Raw genomic sequence first — 17,958 nt, forward strand, 5'->3', positions numbered from 1 at the left:
CGGCCTACAGTGCGGCGCATCGCTGCACCGTGCAGCTTCTTCTTGCCCCCCATGTCCGCCTTGCTCGATTCTCCCGCCCTGTCCGGCGCACCCGCCCAGGCCTTCGAAGTGCGCCGTCTCGATGCGCCTTTCGGCGCCGAGGTGCTGGGCCTGGACCTGGCCCAGCCCCTCAACGACGCCGACTTCGCTCGCCTGCACCGCGCCCACCTGGACCACCATGTGCTCGTGCTGCGCGACCAGCGCATCACGCCGGACCAGCACGTGGCCTTCACGCGCCGCTTCGGCCCGCTGCAGATCCACGTGCAGAAGAAGTTCCAGCTGGAGGGCCATCCCGAGGTGTTGATCGTCTCCAACATCAAGGTGGACGGCCAGCCCATCGGCCTGGGCGATGCCGGTCACTACTGGCACTCGGACCTGTCGTACAAGGAAAAGCCCAGCCTGGGCTCGCTGCTGCACGCGCAGGAGCTGCCGGGCGAGGGCGGCGACACGCTGTTCGCCGACCAGCATGCGGCCTACGAGGCGCTGCCCGAGCCCGTGAAGGCGCGCATCGCCAACCTGAAGGCCGAGCACAGCTACCTGGCCAAGTACGAGGAACTGCGCGCGCGCAGCCCCTGGCGCCCGGCGCTCACGCAGGCCCAGCTCGATGAGGTGAAGCCCGTCGTGCACCCGGTGGTGCGCACCCATCCCGAGACCGGCCGCAAGGCGCTGTTCGTCAGCGAGCATTTCACGACCAAGATCGTCGGCCTGCCCGAGAACGAGAGCCGCGCGCTGCTCGAGCTGCTGTTCGCCGCCAGCACGAAGCCCGCGTTCCAGCTGCGCCACCGGTGGCTGCCGCACGACATCGTGTTCTGGGACAACCGCTCGGTGCTGCACCTGGCGGCCGGCACGCCCGACAGCGAGCGCCGCAAGCTCTACCGCACCACGATCGAGGGCGACCAGCCCTTCTGATCTTCCTGTTCCCGTCTTTCTGCCCACGCAGCGCCGTGGGCCGGCCTCGCTCACCCTGGAGATTCGCACCACCATGAAACGCATCACCCGCCGCCTCGCCGCCATCGCCACGGGCGCCGCGCTGCTGGCCGGCAGTTTGGCCGCCCATGCCGAAGGCCGCATCCGCATCGCCGAGCAGTTCGGCATCGTCTACCTGCTGCTCAACGTGGCGCAAGAGCAAAAGCTCATCGAGAAGCACGGCAAGGCCGCGGGCGTGGACATCCACGTCGAGTTCGTCAAGCTGTCGGGCGGCTCGGCCGTCAACGACGCGCTGCTGTCGGGCAACATCGAGGTGGCGGGTGCCGGCGTGGGCCCGCTGCTGACCATCTGGGATCGCACCAAGGGCCGCCAGAACGTCAAGGGCGTGGCCTCGCTGGGCAACTTCCCGTACTACCTGGTCAGCAACAACCCGAACGTGAAGACGATCGCCGACTTCACCGACAAGGACCGCATCGCCGTGCCGGCCGTGGGCGTGTCGGTGCAGTCGCGCGTGCTGCAGCTGGCGTCGGCCAAGCTCTGGGGCGACAAGGACTTCGCCAGGCTCGACAAGATCAGCGTGGCCGTGCCGCACCCCGACGCGGCCGCCGCGATCATCAAGGGTGGCACCGAGATCACGGGCCACTTCGGCAACCCGCCGTTCCAGGAGCAGGAACTGGCCGGCAACCCGAACGCGCGCATCGTGCTGAAGTCCTACGACGTGCTGGGCGGCCCGTCCTCGGCCACCGTGCTGTACGCCACCGAGAAGTTCCGCAGCGAGAACCCCAAGACCTACAAAGCCTTCACCGACGCGCTGAACGAGGCCGCGCAGTTCATCAGCGCCAACCCCGAGAAGGCCGCCGACATCTACCTCAAGGTCTCGGGCGCCAAGACCGACCGCGCGCTGCTGCTCTCGATCATCAAGAACCCCGAGGTGCAGTTCACCACCGCCCCGCAGAACACCTACACCCTGGCCGAGTTCATGCACCGCGTGGGCGCGATCAAGAACAAGCCTGCTTCGGCACGCGACTACTTCTTCGACGACGCGCACAGCGCACAGGCCAACTGAGATGAGCCTGCGCAGAAGAACACTCGCCATGGGCGCGGCCGTGGCCGCCACACTGGCCCTGACCGCAGGCGCGGCCCAGGCCGAGGGCAAGATCCGCATCGCCCAGCAGTTCGGCATCGGCTACCTGCTGCTGGACGTGGTGCGCGACCAGCAGTTGATCGAGAAGCACGGCAAGACGCTGGGCCAGGACATCGACGTCGAATGGGCCAGCATCTCGGGCGCCACGGCCATGAACGAGGCCTTGCTGGCCGGCGCGCTGGACGTGGTCTCGGCCGGCGTGCCGCCCATGCTGACGCTGTGGGACCGCACGCGCGGCCGCCAGAACGTCAAGGCGCTGGCCGCGCTGGGCTCGCTGCCCAACTACCTGTTGACCAACAACACCAGCGTGAAATCGCTCAAGGACCTGGGGCCCAAGGACCGCATCGCGGTGCCGGCCGCCGGCGTCGGCTTCCAGTCGCGGACGCTGCAGATCGAAACGGCGCGGCTGTTCGGCAAGGACGACTTCAAGCGCTTCGACGAGATCTCGGTGAGCCTGCCGCATCCGGAGGCCACGGCCGCGCTGGTCTCGGGCGGCACCGAGATCAGCACGCACTTCTCGAGCGCGCCGTTCTACTACCAGGCGCTGGCCGCCAACCCCAAGGTGCGCAAGCTCATCAGCAGCTACGACATCCTGGGCGGGCCAGCCACCTTCAACGTGCTCTACACCACGCAGAAGTACCGCGAGCAGAACCCCAAGACCACGCAGGCTTTCTACGCCGCGCTGGTCGAGGCCGAGCAGATCGTCAAGGCCGACAAGGCCCGCGCCGCGGACATCTTCATCCGCGTGCAGAAGTCCAAGCTCGCACCGGCGCTGGTGCGCCAGATCGTGGAAGACCCCGAGAACGACTTCACGGTCTCGCCGCAGCGCAGCCTGGTCTACGCGCAGGAACTGCACAAGCTCGGCGTGCTGAAGAGCCAGGCCGGTTCCTGGAAGGACTACTTCTTCGAAGAGGCCTGGGCGCGCCCTGGATCCTGAGATGACCATGCAACTTGCCGCCCCCACGCTGCGCCATGCCGCACCGGGCACTGCGCTGCGCGCGCCGGGCACCGTGGCGCCCGCGCAGGCTGCGCGCCAGGCCGACGGCAGCGCGCTGCTGCAGGTCGACGGCGTGAGCCTGGAGTACCGCACGCCCGAACGCGTGGTGCGCGCGACGCACCGTGTGGGCTTCGACGTGCACGCGGCCGAGCGCTATGTGCTGCTGGGCCCCTCGGGCTGCGGCAAGTCCACGCTGCTCAAGGCCATCGCCGGCTTCATCCCGCCCGTGGAGGGCGAGATCCGGCTCGACGGCAGGCGCGTCACGGCGCCGGGCCCGGACCGCATCGTCGTGTTCCAGGAGTTCGACCAGTTGCCGCCCTGGAAGACCGTGCGCGAGAACGTGATGTTCCCGCTGCTGGCCTCGCGCACGCTGGGACGCAAGGAAGCTTCGGAGCGCGCGCTGCACTACCTGGACAAGGTGGGGCTGACCAAGTTCGCCGATGTGCACCCGCACCAGCTCTCGGGCGGCATGAAGCAGCGCGTGGCGATCGCGCGTGCGCTGGCCATGCAGCCGCGCGTGCTGCTGATGGACGAGCCCTTCGCCGCGCTCGATGCACTCACGCGCCGCAAGATGCAGGAGGAACTGCTCGCGCTGTGGGACGAGGTGCGTTTCACGCTGCTGTTCGTGACCCACTCCATCGAAGAGGCCTTGGTGGTCGGCAGCCGCATTGCGCTGCTGTCGCCGCACCCGGGCCGCATGCGCGCCGAGATCAACAGCCACGCCTTCGACCTGCAGAGCACAGGTGGCGTGGAGTTCCAGGCGACGGCGCAGCGCATCCACCACCTGTTGTTCGAAGAAGAGAAGACCGCATGAGCGCGCTCAATCCCCCCGTGCGGCCCGAGGCCGAATGGCAGCTAGAGCCCTACACCGAGGGCAGCGTCGAACGCGCATTGCCCTTGGGCACACGCCTGTGGCAGCAGGCCTGGCTGCGCAAGGGCCTGATCCTCGCCGCGCTGGCCATCCTCTGGGAGCTGCTCGCGCGCTGGCAGGACAACGACCTGCTGCTGCCCACGTTCACCGCGACGATGCGTGCGCTGGTCGAGGGCTTCGCCAGCGGCGAACTGCTGGCGCGCGTGGGCATCTCGCTGTCGGTGCTGCTGCAGGGCTATGTGGCCGGCGTGCTGCTGGCCTTCGCGCTGACGCTGCTGGCCGTGTCCACGCAGCTGGGCCGCGACCTGCTCTCGACGCTGACCTCGATGTTCAACCCGCTGCCGGCCATCGCGCTGCTGCCGCTGGCGCTGCTGTGGTTCGGCCTGGGCCGCGGCAGCCTGGTGTTCGTGCTGATCCACTCGGTGCTGTGGCCGCTGGCGCTCAACACCTTCGCGGGCTTCCAGGGTGTGCCCGAGACGCTGCGCATGGCGGGCCGCAACTACGGGCTCAGGGGCCTCTCCTACGCGCTGCAGATCCTGGTGCCGGCCGCGCTGCCGGCCATCCTGTCGGGCCTGAAGATCGGCTGGGCCTTCGCCTGGCGCACGCTGATCGCGGCCGAGCTGGTGTTCGGTGCCAGTTCGGGGCAGGGCGGTCTGGGCTGGTACATCTTCCAGAACCGCAACGAGCTCTATACCGACAAGGTGTTCGCCGGCCTGGTCACCGTGGTGCTGATCGGCCTCGCGGTCGAGACCCTGGGTTTCGCCACGCTGGAGCGGCTCACGGTGCGGCGGTGGGGGCAGCAGCGCTGAGCCTTTGAGGTCGGGTACAAGAGCGGGAACAACCACCGCCCCGTCCCATGTCCGATCTCCAAGAACGCAGCCATTCCCTTCTCGCCGGCCTGGGCGTGGACCGCACGCAGCTGGCGGCCGGCCCGCTGGCGGTCCGCTCACCCGTGGACGGCAGTCTGCTGGCCGAACTGGCCATCGAAGGCCCGTCCCAGGTGGCAGCGGCCATCGGCATGGCCCGCGCCGCGAGCCTGGCCTGGCGCGACGTGCCGGCACCCCTGCGCGGCGAGCTCGTGCGCCTGCTCGGCGAGGAGCTGCGCGCGGCCAAGCCGCAGCTGGGCGAGCTGGTGTCCATCGAGGCCGGCAAGATCCGCACCGAGGGCCTGGGCGAGGTGCAGGAGATGGTCGACATCTGCGACTTCGCGGTCGGCCTGTCGCGCCAGCTGTACGGCCTGACCATCGCGTCGGAGCGGCCGGGCCACCGCATGATGGAGACCTGGCATCCGCTGGGCGTGGTGGGCGTCATCACGGCCTTCAACTTCCCGGTGGCGGTGTGGGCCTGGAACGCGGCACTCGCGCTGGTCTGCGGCAATGCCGTGGTCTGGAAGCCCTCGGAGAAGACGCCGCTGACCGCGCTGGCCTGCCAGGCCATCTTCGCGCGCGCTGCGCTGCGCTTCGGCCAGGCGCCCGCGCAGCTGAACCAGGTCGTCGTGGGACTGCGCGAGACGGGCGAGGCCCTGGTCGACGACGCGCGCGTGGCGCTGGTCTCGGCCACGGGCAGCACGCGCATGGGGCGCGAGGTGGGCCCGCGCGTGGCGCAGCGTTTCGGCCGCACGCTGCTGGAGCTGGGCGGCAACAACGCGGTGATTGTCACGCCCAGCGCCGACCTGGACCTCGCGGTGCGCGGCATCGCCTTCGCGGCCGTGGGCACGGCCGGGCAGCGCTGCACCAGCACGCGCCGGCTCATCGTGCACGCCAGCGTGAAGGACGCGCTGGTGGCGCGGCTCAAGACCGCGTTCGCCAAGCTGCCCATCGGCAGCCCGCTCGAGGCCGGCACGCTGGTCGGCCCGCTGATCGACCGCCAGGCCTTCGAGGCCATGCAGGCCGCGCTGGCCGCGGCGCGCGCCGAGGGCGGTGCCGTGACGGGCGGCGAGCGCGTGCTGCAGGAGCAGCTGCCGCAGGCCTTCTACGTGCGCCCGGCCATCGCCGAGATGCCCGCGCAGACCGCCACCGTGCGCCACGAGACCTTCGCGCCCATCCTCTATGTGCTGGCCTACGAGGATTTCGACGACGCCATCGCGCTGCAGAACGACGTGCCGCAGGGCCTGTCGTCCGCCATCTTCAGCAACGACCTGCGCGAGGCCGAGCGCTTCCTTTCCGCGAGCGGCTCGGACTGCGGCATCGCCAACGTCAACATCGGCACATCGGGCGCGGAGATCGGCGGCGCCTTCGGCGGCGAGAAGGAGACCGGCGGTGGCCGCGAATCGGGCTCGGACGCCTGGCGCGCCTACATGCGGCGCGCCACCAACACCATCAACCACTCGCGCGAGCTGCCGCTGGCGCAGGGCGTGAAGTTCGACGTCTGAGCACAGGGGCATCGCAGGGCTGGCACACTCGCCGCTTCGTCCACCGGAGAAGTCCGTGACCCTGAGACTGTCCCTGCGCCGTGCGGCGCTGTTCGCCGCCTGCGCCCTGTCCCTGTCCGCCGCGCAGGCCGCGCTCAAGCCCGGCGACGCGGCTCCGACCTTCGCGGCCGAGGCCGCGCTGGGCGGCAAGACCTTCCGCTTCCAGCTCGGCGATGCGCTGGCCAAGGGCCCGGTCGTGCTGTACTTCTTTCCCAAGGCCTTCACGCAGGGCTGCACGGTGGAGGCCCACCTGTTCGCCGAGGCCAGCGAGCGCTTCGCCGCGCTGGGCGCGACCGTGGTCGGCGTCTCCGGCGACAACATCGACACGCTCAAGCGCTTCTCGGTCGAGGCCTGCCGCGACAAGTTCGCCGTGGCCGGCGCCAGCCCCAAGACCATCGAGGACTACGACGCGCGCTCGTCCTGGCGTGCCGACATGGCCGACCGCATCTCCTACGTGATCGCCAAGGACGGCAGGATCGCCTTCACGCACCACGGCTCCGATCCCGAGGCGCATGTGGCGCGCACGTTGCAGGCCGTCGAGCAGCTGGTCAAGACCGCGCGCTGATCAGCGCGCCGCCAGTGCCAATGTGGTGCGGCGCGCAGGCGGCTCCACGCGCTGCAGGGCCCGCGGCGGAGCCTGCTCCAGCGCCCGCAGCAGCTCCAGCCCTTGCGGCCATTCGCCGTGCCCAGATTCCACGTTGATGTGCCCGGCATCGGGCAGCCGCACCAGCTGGCTGCCCCAGGCGCGCGCGTAGGCACCGGCCAGGCGCACGGGGCAGTAGGGGTCGTCGGTGCTGGCCACCAGCGTGCTGCGAAACGGCAGCTGCGCGTGCGGCACGGGCGCGAAGTCCACCAGCACGGCACGGCGCTCGGGGTCGGCCGGCGCCACCAGCAGCGCGCCGTGCACGCGGGCCTGGGCTTCGGACGGCAGGTGCGACACCACGATGCAGCCCAGGCTGTGGGCCACCAGCAGCACCGGGTCGGGCCGGGCCAGGATGGCCTGCACGGTGTTGTGCAGCCAGGCTGCGCGCCGCGGCGCGACCCAGTCGTCCTGCTGCACGCGCGCCACGTCGGGCAGCCGGGTCTCCCACAGGCTTTGCCAGTGGCCGGGGCCGGAGTTGCGCCAGCCCGGGATGATCAATGTGCGCATGCGGCGTTGTCGTCCAGAAGAGGGAGCGCCCCATTCTGGAAGCCGTGCCGCGCAGGGCCAACGAAGCTTTTCGAGGAAGCTTAGACGCGCGTGCGGCGGCTGCGGGCAGGAGCGGCCGGGGCCGCGGGCCAGTGTGCGGGCGCGGCGAACCAGTCGACCAGGAAGTCCAGCAGCGCGCGCAGCACGGGCGGCACCCGGCGTTGCGGCTGGTACAGCGCATGCACGCCCAGGGCTTGCGGCACCCAGGCGGGCAACAGGGCCTGCAGCCGTCCGGCCACCAGCAGCGGAGCGGCGGCGTAGACCGGCTGCAGCGTGATGCCCACGCCCTGCGCGGCGGCCGCCAGCAGCACCTGGGTCTCGTTGGCGCTGAGCGGGCCGCCCACGGGCACGCCGACGGGCCGGCCTTGCGCATCGGCGAACTCCCAGACGCTGCGGCCGAAGTAGGAGTAGGTCAGGCAGCGGTGCGCGGCCAGGTCCTCGGGCCGCTGCGGCGTGCCGTGGCGGGCCAGGTACTCGGCCGAGGCGCAGACCACCGAGGCGCAATCGCCCAGGCGGCGCGCGACCAGGCCCGGCTCCAGCTGGTTGCTGATGCGGATGGCCAGGTCGACGCGCTCCTCGACCAGGTTCACGGCGCGCGAGTCCACGCGGAAATCGATGGCCGCGAGCGGATGGCGCTGCAGGAACACCGCCGCCGCCGGCGCCAGCACCTCCTGCGCGAGCGACTGCGCGCAGGCCAGGCGCAGCAGGCCACGCACCGGGTCGGCCTGGCGTTCGTCCTCGGCCACGCGCGGCAGCTCGCGCGCCACCTCGAGCAGCTGGCGGCTGTGGGCCAGCGCCTGCTCGCCCGCGCTGGTGAGGCTGAGCCGGCGCGTGGTTCGGTGCAGCAGCCGCGCGCCGGCCCATTGCTCCATCTGCGCCAGGTAGCGCGTGACCATGGCACGCGACATGTCCAGCGCCGTGGCGGCGGCGGCCATGCTGCCGCGTTCGGCGATCTGCACGAAGACTTCGGCGGCGGTCAATCGGTCCACGAGAGGTCCATGATTTCATCGAATGGCGCAACAAAGCATTGCATGGTAGGCGGTTTTTCAATCGAATGGAGAAACCTAAGATGGCGCCACTTCTTCACTGCACCGCCGATCCATGTCCGTTCTCCCTTCCCGCCGCACGCTGCTCGCCGCTGGCCTCGGCATGGCTTTTGCCATTGCGGCACCGGCCACCGAACCGCTCAAGCTCGAGGTCTACAACGCCGGCGCCGAGGCGGTGTTTCCCGTCAGCTCGGTGCTCGTGACCGGCCCGCATGAAGCCGTGCTCGTCGATGCGCAGTTCCAGCGCAACGACGCCCAGGCGCTGGTCCGGCGCATCCGTGCCAGCGGCCGCAAGCTGACCACCATCTACGTGAGCCACAGCGACCCCGACTACTACTTCGGCCTGGATGTGTTGCGCTCCGCGTTCCCGCAGGCCCGCATCGTGGCCACGCCGGAGACCGTGGCCGCCATCGCCGCCAGCATGGAAGGCAAGCGCGCGCACTGGGGGCCTATCCTCAAGAGCAATGCCCCGGCGCAGTTGGTGCTGCCGCAGGTGCTGCGCGAGCGCCGCCTCACGGTGGACGGGCAGACGCTGGAGATCCGCGGCCCCGAAGCGGCGCGCAGCTTCGTCTGGATTCCCTCGCTGCGCGCCGTGGTCGGCGGCATCCCGGTCGCGGCCAACATCCATGTGTGGATGGCCGACACGCAGACGCCCGGCGCGCGCTGCCAATGGCTGCAGACGCTGGATGCCATCACGGCCCTGCAGCCGGCCACCGTGGTGCCAGGGCACTACCTGCCCGGCACCGACGGCCGGGTGCCGCAGGGACTGGAGAGCGTGGCCTTCACACGCGCCTACCTCGAGGCCTTCGAGCAGGAGGCCGCCGCGGCGGCGGACAGCACCTCCCTGATCGCGGCCATGCGCAGGCGTTTCCCTGCGCTGGGCGAGCTGTCCTCGCTCGAACTGAGCGCGCGCGTGGTCAAGGGAGAGATGCGGTGGCCGCAATGAATGCCGGCAGCGCCGCCACGCTGCACTACATCTTCGACCCGCTGTGCGGCTGGTGCTATGCGGCCGCGCCGCTGCTGCAGGCCGCGCGCACGCTGCCGGGCCTGGCGATCGCGCTGCACGGCGGCGGCATGCTGGCCGGCAGCAACCGCCGGCCCGTCACGCCGCAATGGCGCGAGCATGTGCTGCCGCACGACCAGCGCATCGCCGCGCTGTCGGGCCAGCCCTTCGGCGATGCCTACTTCGACGGCCTGCTGCGCGACACCGGCGCCATGCTGGACTCGGCCCCGCCGACCACGGCCATCCTGGCCGCCGAGGCGCTGGCTGGACGCGGTCTGGAGATGCTGGCGCGCCAGCAGCGCGCCCACTATGTCGAGGGCCGGCGCATCGCGGACGCCGCGGTGCTGCAGGCCCTGGCCGCCGACATCGGCCTGGAGCCCGAGGCCTTCGCCGCGCAGAGCACCGCGCTGGCCGGCGCGCCCACGCAGGCCCATGTGGCCGACAGCCGCCAGTGGCTGGCGCGCGTGGGCGGCCACGGCTTTCCGACGCTGGCCCTGGTCCGCGGCGCGCAGCGCACCCTGCTGGACGCCGGCGCCTGGCTGGGCCGCCCCGAGGCCTGGCGCGCCGAGCTGGCGCAACAGATCGCCTGATCCCTGTTTCGTTTTTTCACAAGGAGCACACCATGTCCAAGATCGCCATCCTCGGCATCACCGGCAACGCCGGTTCCCGCATCGCCAACGAACTGCTGTCGCGCGGCCACAGCGTGACCGGCATCGCACGCGATCCGTCCAAGGCCACGGCGCGTCCCGGCCTCACGTTGGTGGCCGCCGACGCCACGCAGGCCGCCACGCTGGCGCCGCTGCTCCAGGGCCACGACGTGGTCGTGAGCAGCACGCGCTTCGTGGGCGGCATCGATGCGGCCACGCTGGTCGCGGCCGCGAAACAAGCCGGCGTGCCGCGCATCGCCGTGGTCGGCGGCGCCGGCAGCCTGGAGGTGGCGTCCGGCGTGGCGCTGATCGACACGCCGCAGTTCCCGGACGCGTACAAGGCCGAGGCCGGTGCAGGCCGCGTGTTCCTGCAGGCGCTGCGTGGGGAGAAAGACCTGGACTGGACCTTCCTGTCGCCATCGGCCCTGTTCGCGCCGGGCGAGCGCACCGGCAAGTTCCGCCTGGGTGGCGACCAGCTGCTGGCCGACGCCCAGGGCAACAGCCACATCTCGATGGAAGACTTCGCCATCGCGCTGGCCGACGAGATCGAGCGGCCGCAGCACGCGCGCCAGCGCTTCACGGTCGGCTACTGATCCAGCTCACTCGATCGCCACCTTGGCGTCCTTCACGAGCCTGGCGTACTTGGCCGTGTCGCCCTGGATGCGTGCGGCCATCTGCTCGGCCGTGTCGCCCACGGGCTCGGCGCCGATCTCCTCCATGCGCTTCTTGAAGTCCGGCGAATGGATGATCTTGACCATCTCGGCGTTGAGCCGGGCGACGAGTTCCCTGGGCGTGGCCGCGGGCGCGAGGATGCCGAACCAGGTGCCCTGGTCGAAGCCCGGCATGCCGGACTCGGCCAGCGTGGGCACCTCGGGCAGGGTGCTGGAACGCTTGGCCGTGGTCACCGCCAGCGCGCGCAGCTTGCCGCCCTGGATGTGCTGCACCAGCGGCGTCAGCGTGTCGAACGACAGGTCGATCTGCCCGCCCAGCAGGTCGGTGGTCAGCGGCGCACTGCCCTTGTAGGGCACGTGCACGAGCTCCACGCCCGCCAGGCCCGAGAACTGCGTGCCGATCAGGTGCTGCACCGTGCCGTTGCCGTTGGAGCCGTAGGCGATCTTGCCCGGCGCCGCCTTGGCCAGCGCGATGAGGCCCTTCACGTCGGTGGCGCTGGACTTGGCGTTGACCACCAGCACGTTGGGCACCAGCGCCACCGTGGTGATGGGCGCGAAGCTCTTCTCGAAGTCGTAGGGCAGCTTCTTGTAGACGCTGGTGGCGATGGTGTGGTGCACCGCGCCCATCAGCAGCGTGGTGCCGTCGGCCTTGGACTTGGCGACGAAGTCTGCGCCGATGGTGGCGCCCGCGCCAGGCCGGCTCTCGACGATGACGGGCTGGCCCAGCGCCTGCGACAGCGGCGTGGTCAGCGCGCGGGCCAGCGCGTCGGAACTGCCTCCGGGTGGGAAGGGCACGATCAGCGTGATCGGCTTGTTCGGGAAGGCCTGGGCGGAGGCGATGCCACAGGCCAAGGTCAGGGCCAGCGTGGCGAACGTGTTGCGGCGGTTCATGCGTGTCTCCAGGAATCAGCGGGCAAAGGCCGTCCCCGCAGCGCTTGGTGGCTGCTTCGCAAGGGAACGGGCAAGAAGGGCGCGGGCGCGGGCGCAGGGCCCGCCGGGCTCAGGCGGCCTTGCGCTGGGCGCTGCCGGACACCAGGGCGCAGACGGCCTGCGTGACCTGGGCCGTCGTGGCCTGGCCGCCGAGGTCGCGCGTGTGCAGCGTGGGATCGGCCGTGACCTGTTCGATGGCAGCCATCACCCGCTGGGCGGCTTCGTGTTCGCCCAGGTGCTCCAGCAGCATCACGACCGACCAGAAGGTGCCGACCGGATTGGCCAGGCCCTTGCCCATGATGTCGAAGGCCGAGCCGTGGATGGGCTCGAACATCGAGGGGTAGCGGCGCTCGGGATCGATGTTGCCGGTGGGCGCGATGCCCAGGCTGCCCGCCAGCGCGGCCGCCAGGTCCGACAGGATGTCGGCGTGCAAATTGGTGGCGACGATGGTGTCCAGCGTGGCGGGCTTGTTGACCATGCGCGCCGTCATCGCGTCCACGAGTTCCTTGTCCCAGTGCACATCGGGGAAGCCCGCGGCGACCTCGGCGGCGATCTCGTCCCACATCACCATGGCGTGGCGCTGGGCGTTGCTCTTGGTCACCACGGTCAGCTGCTTGCGCGGGCGGCTCCGGGCCAGCTGGAAGGCGTAGCGCAGGATGCGCTCCACGCCCACGCGGGTCATGATGGACACGTCGGTCGCGGCCTCGATCGGGTGACCCTGGTGCACGCGGCCGCCCACGCCGGAATACTCGCCCTCGGAGTTCTCGCGCACGATGACCCAGTTCAGATCGTCCGGGCCGCAACGCTTGAGCGGCGCGTCGATGCCGCGCAGGATGCGCGTGGGCCGCACGTTGGCGTACTGGTCGAAGCCCTGGCAGATCTTCAGGCGCAGGCCCCACAGCGTGATGTGGTCGGGGATGTGCGGGTCGCCGGCCGAGCCGAACAGGATGGCGTCCTTGCCCTTCAGTGCTTCCAGGCCGTTGGCCGGCATCATTTCGCCGTGGGCGCGGAACCAGTCGCCGCCCCAGCCGAAGTCCTCGAATTCGAAGGCGAAGCCGCTGCTGCTTGCCGCCACGGCTTCGAGCACTTCACGGCCGGCCGGCACGACCTCCTTGCCGATGCCGTCGCCGGGGATGGTGGCGATCTGGTAGGTCTTCATGGGTCCGTCTCCTTGGGGAACAGTATGGGGATGGATGGACTGTAAGAAGCACGGAAGGTGCTGGATCGGCGCTAAAGTGAATCCATTCTTAACTTGAACTCAACACCATGGGCCACGGCATCCAGCCCGCCGACCTGGGCTTCTTCTCCACCCTGGCCGGCGCGGCCAGCCTCAGCGCGGCGGCGCGCGAGCTCGGCGTGACGCTGCCGGCCGTCAGCAAGCGGCTGGCGCAGATGGAGGCGCGCCTGGGCGTGCTGCTCGTGAACCGCTCCACGCGCCGCATGGGCCTCACGCCCGAGGGCGAGCTCTACCTGGAGCATGCGCGCCGCATCCTGGCGGACATCGACGGCCTGGGCGAACTGCTGGGCCTGTCCAAGGCCACGCCGCAGGGCCTGCTGCGCGTGAACGCCACGCTGGGCTTCGGCCGCAGCCATGTGGCGCCGCTGGTCTCGCGCTTCGTGCGCAAGAACCCGCAGGTGCAGGTGCAGCTGCAGCTGTCGGTCAACCCGCCGGCGCCGACCGAGGACCTGTACGACGTCTGCGTGCGCTTCGGTGTGCCGCCGGACAGCCGTGTCATCGCGCGCAACCTCGGCGCCAACCGCCGGCTGCTGTGCGCCGCGCCGGCCTACCTGGCGCGGCACGGCATGCCCAAGGTGGCGCACGACCTCACGGCGCACAACTGCATCGGCATCCGCCAGGGCGAGGAGGCCTATGGCGTGTGGCGGCTGACGCCGGCCAAGGGCAAGGGCCGCAGCGCCCGGCCCGAGGCGGTGAAGACGCGTGGCAGCCTGACCACCAACGACGGCGAGATCGCCGTGAAATGGGCGCTGGACGGCCACGGCATCGTGATGCGCGCGGAATGGGACGTGCAGCACCATTTGCGCAGCGGCCGGCTCGTGCAGGTGCTACCGCAGTACGCCACGCCAGACGCCGACATCTATGCCGTCTACCCGCAGCGCCACCAGACCTCGGCCCGGGTGCGCGGCTTCGTCGACTTCCTGGCCCAGGCTTTCACGCAGCAGGGCGCGACGGCGGCGTGACGCTCAGACCCAGGCCAGCCAGAGGTTGATGGTCAGGAAGGACAGCGTCATCGCGGCCAGCAGCGCGGCCGCGCACAGGCCTTCGAGCTGGTACTTCTGCGCCAGCACGGCGTAGACGCTCATCATGGGCACACAGGCGTAGACCAGCGCGGCCTTGGCCAGCTCGCTGTCGCCAGGCGGCAGCAGCGTGACGGCCAACAGCACCATGAGCGGGTGCAGCACCAGCTTGCCCAGCGTGATGGCGGCCACGTCGGCCAGCATGCCGCCGGGCTTCAGGCCCACCAGCGCGCCGCCGATGGCGAACAGCGCCAGCGGGCTCGCGCTGCCCGCGACGATGTTGATGGTCTGGTGCAGCACGGCCGGCACCGGCAAGTCCAGCGCCGACACCGTGATGCCCACCGCGATGGCCACGACCAGCGGGTTGCGCACCATGGCATGGGCCAGACCCCCGAGGCGCCGCAGCACACTGCCCGAGCCGCCGCCGCTGTCGGCCACGGACAGCGCGAGCGGGATCATGAGCAGGTTCTCCACCAGCATCACGAGCGCCAGCGCCACGCCGGCGGCGGGCCCCAGCAGTTGCGAGGCGATCGGGTAGCCGAAAAAGGCGCTGTTGGAGCCCGACATCCCCATGCCCATGATCGCGGCCTTGGTCACGCCGTCGCGGCGCACGCGGCGTGCCCAGAAGAAGCCCAATGCCAGCGCCGCGAGCGAGCCGGCCGCGTAGGCCATGAGGAAGCGCGGGCTCAGCACCTCGCCCAGCGGCCGGCTGGCCAGCGCGCGCAGCAGCAGCGCGGGCAGCGCGATCAGCGTGGCGAAGCGGCCCAGAACGCGCACCTGCGTGGCATCGAACACGCGCAGGCGCACGCACAGGAAGCCGGCCAGGATCAGCAGGTAGATCGGACCCGTGGCCGCGAGCACATTGCCGACAGCGTTCATCGGAGAGAAGGGAGGGCGGTGTGCATCATCGGGAACAGTCGGGATTCTGACCGGTCACCGCCGTCACGCAAGTCGCGTGCCGGTGCCGGGCCCGCTGGACTCAACGCCGTGCCGCGTGCTCCAGCACCTCGCCGATCGAACGCGCACCGGGCGCATAGGCCGTCATGGCCACGCCAACCAGCGCCACGAACACGGCCGTGGCAGCGAACGGCAGCACGGTCCGCCGCACCGTGGTGGACAGCCAGTGCGCTGGGTCCTGGCCGCGCAGGTGGCGGAACAGCGCATAGGAGAGCGCACCGTCCACGAGCACCTCGGCGAACAGCACCGGCGCGATGTAGACAACGTAGAGCGAGGCCAGCGCCAGGCCGACGGCCAGGACGATGGCCAGGAGCGGGATGGCGAGTTCGTCCCCTTCGGCCGCGGTGCTGGCGGCGTTGCCCAGCGGGCCCATGGGCGAAGCGTCCACGGACGCGCTGTCGAACGCCGCCGAGGCACCGCCCCCGCCGAAGTCGCCACCGCCACCGCTCTGGAAACCGGGCATGCGTTCCGGCAACCGTGGCAGCGGCCCCGGAACATCGACCAGGTCCACGTAGTCCGCGGCGTTGGTGCGCAGCCAGAGCCAGACCAGGAACAGGAAGAATCCGTAGGCGCAGCACAGCGCGAGCGGATAGCGCAGTGCCATCGCGTCCAGGCCCAGTCGCAGCAGCACGAAGGAGGCGAGCAGGCCGAAGCCGCCCGTGAGCGCCACGATCAGCGCCATCTGCAGGCGGGGGAAGGCATCGCGCGAGAGGCGCTCGGTCATCTGCCGGATGGCGCGGGCGCGCGGGTTCATGCGCGCCAGGCCTGCGCCAGCGGCGCGTGGAGCGCGACGAAGGCCGCGGTGTTGAGCACGACCGTGGCCCAGAACGCCACCCGGAACGCTGCCTTGCTGGTCTTGTGGCGCAGCAGCTGCTGCGCCAGGATGGCGCCCGGCCAGCCACCGGCCAGGCCCAGCAGCAACAGCGTGCGCTCGGCGATGCGCCAGCGGCCCGCAGTGGCGGCCGACTTGTCGATGGCGTAGGCCAGGAAGCAGACGGTGCTGGCCACCAGGTACAGCCCCGCAACCCAGGCCGGCACGCGCCACAGCAGGGCCACCGCTGCATAGACCAGGAGGAATGCCGGAATGGCCAGGGCGCTTGCCGTGCTCCATGGCGCCGGGCTGTCACGGCGCCGGGCGGCGCGCGGGACGGGGATGCGCCCCACCGGTACCAGCGCGATGCTCCTGGCGCGCTTGTCCTTCCCGTGGCCGGTGAACCGCGTCAAGCCTTGCGCGCCTGCAGCATGGCCGCCATCTTCTGGTGCACGAGGTTGATCGCCTTGAGCGGACGGATGAAGACCTTGAACTCGGTGATTTTGCCCGCGGCGTTCCATTGGAAGCTGTCGACGCCGTTGACGGCGATGCCGTCGATGTCCACCTGGAACTCCAGCACCGCCGACGACGGGCCCGTGGTCTCGCGGACGTAGCGGAAGCTTTCGTTGAAGAAGACGTGGAAGGCGGCCGACAGGTACTGGGTCGTCACCGGCCTGCCGACCTGCGGCGTATGGACCACGGGAGAGTGGAACACGACTTCGTCGGCCAGCAGGTCGGCGAGGCCCTGGGTGTTGCGTGTGGAGACCAGGTGGTGCCAGGTGGCAAGCGTGTCGATGGCCATGGAATTGTCGTTTCAGGAGCTGGTGGCACCCCGACGATAGCCGACCCGGCCTAGCGGATGGCGCCGTGGACCAGCCCCTGCACCCCGAACACCGGCCCCAGTTGATCCTTGCGGTAGTAGTTGCCCATGAAGACCACGTACACCAGGTCCGCGCCCGGCACCACCACCAGCCGCTGCCCGCCCAGCCCGATGCCCAGCGTGCCGAAGGGCGTACCGTCGGCGCGCCGCGCCAGGTACCAGTGGTAGCCATATTGCACGCCCTCGAAGGCGGCCGTGCGCGGGCTCAGGGAGGCTGTGATCCAGTCGGCCGGCACCACGCTGCGGCCCTGCCAGCGGCCCTGGTCCAGCACCAGCTGGCCCACGCGTGCGAGGTCGGGCGCGCGCATGCGCAGGCCCGAGGCCGCGGCCGCCTCGCCATTCAGGCCCGGTGTCCACTCCACGTCTTCGATGCCCAGCGGCGCAAACAGCCGGGCGCGTGCGTACTCCAGCAGCGGCATGCCGGTGCCGCGCGCGATCAGGTGACCCAGCAGGGCAGTGGCACCGCCGCTGTAGCGCCAGGCCGCACCGGGTGCGCCGACGATGGGCTGCGACAGCACGTAGCGGTAGCGGTCGGCACTGCGCTCCATCGCGATCTCGCTGTTGGCCGGGTCGGTGTAGGGCAGGTCCTCGTTCCAGGCCAGGCCCATGGTCATGGACAGCACATGGGCGATGGTGATGGCGCGCCGGGCCGGCTCGGCGGCCAGGTCGGCGTAGGCCGGAAAGGCGTCGAGCACGGGCTGGTCCGGTGCCGGCACCTTGCCTTCGGCCAGCGCGATGCCGTAGAGCAGGCCCACGATGCTCTTGCTGACCGAGCGCAGGTCGTGCCGCGTGCGGGCGTCGAAGGCCACGCAGCCCAGCGGCGTGCCCCAGCGCTCGTCGGGACCGGTGTAGTAGCGCTCCAGCACGATGGCGCCATGTCGCACGACGACCACGGCATGCAGGTCTGGAAACTTGCCGCCGCGCACGCCCTCGTCGAGCGCGGCGCCGAGACCGGCGGCGACACCACCGGCCGCCGCATCGGCGCGCGGCCAGGCGAAGGGGTCCACCTCCGGGGCGGCGATGGCGGGTGCGCAGGCCAGGGCGGCGGCTTGCAGCAGCGTGCGGCGGTTGCGCGTGGCCGGCTGCGCGGGCGGGTTCGCGGAATGCATGGCGTGTTCTCGCAAGGCTGGGGTCCGGCGCACTGTAGCGCCGCCCGGCGACGGGTTGGTGTGCGGGCGTT

20 protein-coding genes are annotated in these 17,958 nt (G+C 70.7%); 11 read left to right on the plus strand and 9 right to left on the minus strand.

From position 1 onward, the window contains the following. Positions 1 to 51: 51 nt before the first annotated feature. The 7 genes from ASF45_RS18115 to ASF45_RS18145 all read left to right on the plus strand — a co-directional run bounded on the left by ASF45_RS18115 (position 52) and on the right by ASF45_RS18145 (position 6,953). Positions 52 to 948: a TauD/TfdA family dioxygenase gene (locus ASF45_RS18115; protein WP_056665647.1), complete on the plus strand. Its 897-nt coding sequence runs from the start codon at positions 52 to 54 to the stop codon at positions 946 to 948. Positions 949 to 1,021: 73 nt separating this feature from the next. Then, positions 1,022 to 2,032 carry an ABC transporter substrate-binding protein gene (locus ASF45_RS18120; protein ID WP_056665650.1) on the plus strand — a complete coding sequence of 337 codons (1,011 nt, stop codon included), beginning with the start codon at positions 1,022 to 1,024 and terminating at the stop codon, positions 2,030 to 2,032. Between the two features lies 1 nt (position 2,033). Then, positions 2,034 to 3,047, plus strand: a complete 1,014-nt coding sequence (locus tag ASF45_RS18125) for an ABC transporter substrate-binding protein (RefSeq protein WP_056665653.1) — start codon at positions 2,034 to 2,036, stop codon at positions 3,045 to 3,047. Between the two features lie 7 nt (positions 3,048 to 3,054). Then, positions 3,055 to 3,921 carry an ABC transporter ATP-binding protein gene (locus tag ASF45_RS18130; RefSeq protein ID WP_156473083.1) on the plus strand — a complete coding sequence of 289 codons (867 nt, stop codon included), beginning with the start codon at positions 3,055 to 3,057 and terminating at the stop codon, positions 3,919 to 3,921. Beyond that, positions 3,918 to 4,787, plus strand: coding sequence for an ABC transporter permease (locus tag ASF45_RS18135; protein WP_056665656.1), 870 nt, complete (start codon positions 3,918 to 3,920; stop codon positions 4,785 to 4,787). The genes ASF45_RS18130 and ASF45_RS18135 overlap by 4 nt, the downstream gene beginning before the upstream one ends. Positions 4,788 to 4,834: 47 nt before the next feature. After that, a complete protein-coding gene (locus ASF45_RS18140; RefSeq protein ID WP_082551102.1) occupies positions 4,835 to 6,349 on the plus strand; it encodes an aldehyde dehydrogenase family protein in 1,515 nt (504 codons plus the stop codon). A gap of 55 nt (positions 6,350 to 6,404) precedes the next feature. Continuing rightward, on the plus strand, positions 6,405 to 6,953 hold the full coding sequence (locus ASF45_RS18145) for a peroxiredoxin (protein ID WP_369802143.1): 549 nt from the start codon (positions 6,405 to 6,407) through the stop codon (positions 6,951 to 6,953). Here ASF45_RS18145 and ASF45_RS18150 read toward each other — a convergent pair whose 3' ends face one another. Together ASF45_RS18150 and ASF45_RS18155 are read right to left on the minus strand one after the other, a co-directional pair. Beyond that, positions 6,954 to 7,538, minus strand: a complete 585-nt coding sequence (locus ASF45_RS18150; protein ID WP_056665659.1) for an alpha/beta hydrolase — start codon at positions 7,536 to 7,538, stop codon at positions 6,954 to 6,956. 80 nt (positions 7,539 to 7,618) lie between these two features. Beyond that, positions 7,619 to 8,566, minus strand: a complete 948-nt coding sequence (locus ASF45_RS18155) for a LysR family transcriptional regulator (protein ID WP_056665661.1) — start codon at positions 8,564 to 8,566, stop codon at positions 7,619 to 7,621. Between the two features lie 112 nt (positions 8,567 to 8,678). On the opposite strand from ASF45_RS18155, the gene ASF45_RS18160 reads away from it, so the two are divergent. From ASF45_RS18160 to ASF45_RS18170, 3 genes are read left to right on the plus strand one after another with little or no spacing between them, the layout of a single operon-like run. Beyond that, the gene (locus tag ASF45_RS18160) at positions 8,679 to 9,569 is read left to right on the plus strand and encodes an MBL fold metallo-hydrolase (protein ID WP_056665663.1); all 891 of its coding nucleotides are present in this window, start codon (positions 8,679 to 8,681) and stop codon (positions 9,567 to 9,569) included. After that, positions 9,566 to 10,216, plus strand: coding sequence for a DsbA family protein (locus ASF45_RS18165; RefSeq protein WP_082551103.1), 651 nt, complete (start codon positions 9,566 to 9,568; stop codon positions 10,214 to 10,216). The genes ASF45_RS18160 and ASF45_RS18165 overlap by 4 nt, the downstream gene beginning before the upstream one ends. Positions 10,217 to 10,248: 32 nt before the next feature. Beyond that, complete coding sequence (locus ASF45_RS18170) at positions 10,249 to 10,866, plus strand: NAD(P)-dependent oxidoreductase (protein ID WP_056665668.1); 618 nt, start codon at positions 10,249 to 10,251, stop codon at positions 10,864 to 10,866. Between the two features lie 6 nt (positions 10,867 to 10,872). On the opposite strand, the gene ASF45_RS18175 is transcribed toward ASF45_RS18170, so the two are convergent. Continuing rightward, entirely contained in the window at positions 10,873 to 11,835 is a 963-nt protein-coding gene (locus ASF45_RS18175) for a tripartite tricarboxylate transporter substrate binding protein (protein ID WP_056665671.1), read from the minus strand. A 109-nt stretch (positions 11,836 to 11,944) separates the two neighbouring features. Further along, positions 11,945 to 13,033 (minus strand): tartrate dehydrogenase, encoded by a 1,089-nt coding sequence (locus ASF45_RS18180; protein ID WP_056665673.1) that lies wholly within the window; start codon positions 13,031 to 13,033, stop codon positions 11,945 to 11,947. A gap of 107 nt (positions 13,034 to 13,140) precedes the next feature. Between ASF45_RS18180 and ASF45_RS18185 the strand changes: the two genes are divergently transcribed. Further along, a complete protein-coding gene (locus ASF45_RS18185; RefSeq protein WP_056665676.1) occupies positions 13,141 to 14,073 on the plus strand; it encodes a LysR substrate-binding domain-containing protein in 933 nt (310 codons plus the stop codon). A 3-nt stretch (positions 14,074 to 14,076) separates the two neighbouring features. Here ASF45_RS18185 and ASF45_RS18190 read toward each other — a convergent pair whose 3' ends face one another. The 5 genes from ASF45_RS18190 to ASF45_RS18210 form a co-directional block, all read right to left on the minus strand. After that, the gene (locus ASF45_RS18190; RefSeq protein ID WP_056665678.1) at positions 14,077 to 15,009 is read right to left on the minus strand and encodes an AEC family transporter; all 933 of its coding nucleotides are present in this window, start codon (positions 15,007 to 15,009) and stop codon (positions 14,077 to 14,079) included. Between the two features lie 100 nt (positions 15,010 to 15,109). Beyond that, on the minus strand, positions 15,110 to 15,841 hold the full coding sequence (locus ASF45_RS18195; RefSeq protein WP_235580960.1) for a hypothetical protein: 732 nt from the start codon (positions 15,839 to 15,841) through the stop codon (positions 15,110 to 15,112). After that, positions 15,838 to 16,311, minus strand: coding sequence for a DUF1294 domain-containing protein (locus ASF45_RS18200; protein ID WP_235580961.1), 474 nt, complete (start codon positions 16,309 to 16,311; stop codon positions 15,838 to 15,840). The genes ASF45_RS18195 and ASF45_RS18200 overlap by 4 nt, the downstream gene beginning before the upstream one ends. Next, positions 16,308 to 16,700 (minus strand): nuclear transport factor 2 family protein, encoded by a 393-nt coding sequence (locus ASF45_RS18205; protein ID WP_056665681.1) that lies wholly within the window; start codon positions 16,698 to 16,700, stop codon positions 16,308 to 16,310. Before ASF45_RS18205 ends, ASF45_RS18200 begins: the two co-directional genes overlap by 4 nt. A 50-nt stretch (positions 16,701 to 16,750) precedes the next feature. Then, positions 16,751 to 17,887, minus strand: coding sequence for a serine hydrolase (locus ASF45_RS18210; RefSeq protein ID WP_082551105.1), 1,137 nt, complete (start codon positions 17,885 to 17,887; stop codon positions 16,751 to 16,753). Positions 17,888 to 17,958 lie beyond the last annotated feature (71 nt).

The organism is Pseudorhodoferax sp. Leaf265, assembly GCF_001422365.1.
GTDB lineage: Bacteria > Pseudomonadota > Gammaproteobacteria > Burkholderiales > Burkholderiaceae_C > Pseudorhodoferax.

Bases quoted from the DNA above. Each gene is read 5' to 3' on its own strand.
- ASF45_RS18115 (WP_056665647.1), top strand. From the start codon at position 52: ATGTCCGCCTTGCTCGATTCTCCCGCCCTGTCCGGCGCACCCGCCCAG.
- ASF45_RS18120 (WP_056665650.1), top strand. From the start codon at position 1,022: ATGAAACGCATCACCCGCCGCCTCGCCGCCATCGCCACGGGCGCCGCG.
- ASF45_RS18125 (WP_056665653.1), top strand. From the start codon at position 2,034: ATGAGCCTGCGCAGAAGAACACTCGCCATGGGCGCGGCCGTGGCCGCC.
- ASF45_RS18130 (WP_156473083.1), top strand. From the start codon at position 3,055: ATGCAACTTGCCGCCCCCACGCTGCGCCATGCCGCACCGGGCACTGCG.
- ASF45_RS18135 (WP_056665656.1), top strand. From the start codon at position 3,918: ATGAGCGCGCTCAATCCCCCCGTGCGGCCCGAGGCCGAATGGCAGCTA.
- ASF45_RS18140 (WP_082551102.1), top strand. From the start codon at position 4,835: ATGTCCGATCTCCAAGAACGCAGCCATTCCCTTCTCGCCGGCCTGGGC.
- ASF45_RS18150 (WP_056665659.1), bottom strand. From the start codon at position 7,538: ATGCGCACATTGATCATCCCGGGCTGGCGCAACTCCGGCCCCGGCCAC.
- ASF45_RS18160 (WP_056665663.1), top strand. From the start codon at position 8,679: ATGTCCGTTCTCCCTTCCCGCCGCACGCTGCTCGCCGCTGGCCTCGGC.
- ASF45_RS18165 (WP_082551103.1), top strand. From the start codon at position 9,566: ATGAATGCCGGCAGCGCCGCCACGCTGCACTACATCTTCGACCCGCTG.
- ASF45_RS18170 (WP_056665668.1), top strand. From the start codon at position 10,249: ATGTCCAAGATCGCCATCCTCGGCATCACCGGCAACGCCGGTTCCCGC.
- ASF45_RS18175 (WP_056665671.1), bottom strand. From the start codon at position 11,835: ATGAACCGCCGCAACACGTTCGCCACGCTGGCCCTGACCTTGGCCTGT.
- ASF45_RS18180 (WP_056665673.1), bottom strand. From the start codon at position 13,033: ATGAAGACCTACCAGATCGCCACCATCCCCGGCGACGGCATCGGCAAG.
- ASF45_RS18185 (WP_056665676.1), top strand. From the start codon at position 13,141: ATGGGCCACGGCATCCAGCCCGCCGACCTGGGCTTCTTCTCCACCCTG.
- ASF45_RS18190 (WP_056665678.1), bottom strand. From the start codon at position 15,009: ATGAACGCTGTCGGCAATGTGCTCGCGGCCACGGGTCCGATCTACCTG.
- ASF45_RS18195 (WP_235580960.1), bottom strand. From the start codon at position 15,841: ATGAACCCGCGCGCCCGCGCCATCCGGCAGATGACCGAGCGCCTCTCG.
- ASF45_RS18205 (WP_056665681.1), bottom strand. From the start codon at position 16,700: ATGGCCATCGACACGCTTGCCACCTGGCACCACCTGGTCTCCACACGC.
- ASF45_RS18210 (WP_082551105.1), bottom strand. From the start codon at position 17,887: ATGCATTCCGCGAACCCGCCCGCGCAGCCGGCCACGCGCAACCGCCGC.